Origin of the sequence: Pantoea sp. Pa-EAmG, assembly GCF_030024295.1 — a bacterium.
Taxonomy (GTDB): Bacteria; Pseudomonadota; Gammaproteobacteria; order Enterobacterales; family Enterobacteriaceae; genus Pantoea; species Pantoea dispersa.
In genome coordinates this window covers 1-504 of the sequence record NZ_JASEWO010000425.1, presented here as the reverse complement: position 1 = coordinate 504, position 504 = coordinate 1, and the positions used below count along the sequence as shown (strand labels likewise).

Annotated in this window: 1 protein-coding gene; it reads right to left on the bottom strand. The window is 56.9% G+C overall.

Translation table 11 applies throughout. From position 1 onward, the window contains the following. Nucleotides 1-359, bottom strand: a 359-nt coding sequence (locus tag QMM04_RS23055; RefSeq protein ID WP_282997225.1) for a transporter substrate-binding protein, incomplete at its 3' end; no start/stop codon positions are given. Nucleotides 360-504: the final 145 nt, after the last annotated feature.

Sequence of the window (504 nt, the reverse complement as noted above, 5' to 3'; positions counted from 1 at the left end):
TCTTCAAACACCGGCAGAACCGATTTGCGCGATACCGACGTCCAGCAGCCAAACACCACCGCCACCTTGTCCTGGCTCAGCAGCTGCCGGGCTTTCTCCGCGAACAGCGGCCAGTTAGAGGCCGGGTCAACCACCACGGGCTCCAGTTTTTTACCCAGCACCCCGCCTTTGGCGTTGATCTCATCAATCGTCATCAGGGCCACATCTTTCAGGGGCGTTTCCGAGATCGCCATCGTGCCGGACAGCGAGTGCATGATCCCGACTTTAATCGTATCCGCGGCCTGCGCGCCAAAACTCATTCCCATGGCGACAACCGAGGCAGACAGGGCAAAGGCTTTTACAAAGGTACGACGGTGCATATTTTCACTCCTGAAAGAAAGCTGTGCGAAAGCGTCCGTTACCGCAGAACGCAGAAAAAGGTGACGTCAGCTTAACGAGAGCAAAAAGGATGCCAGGATGAAAGCGTTGGGTTTACGGCGGGGCGAGCGGGTTGCAGAGCCGGAA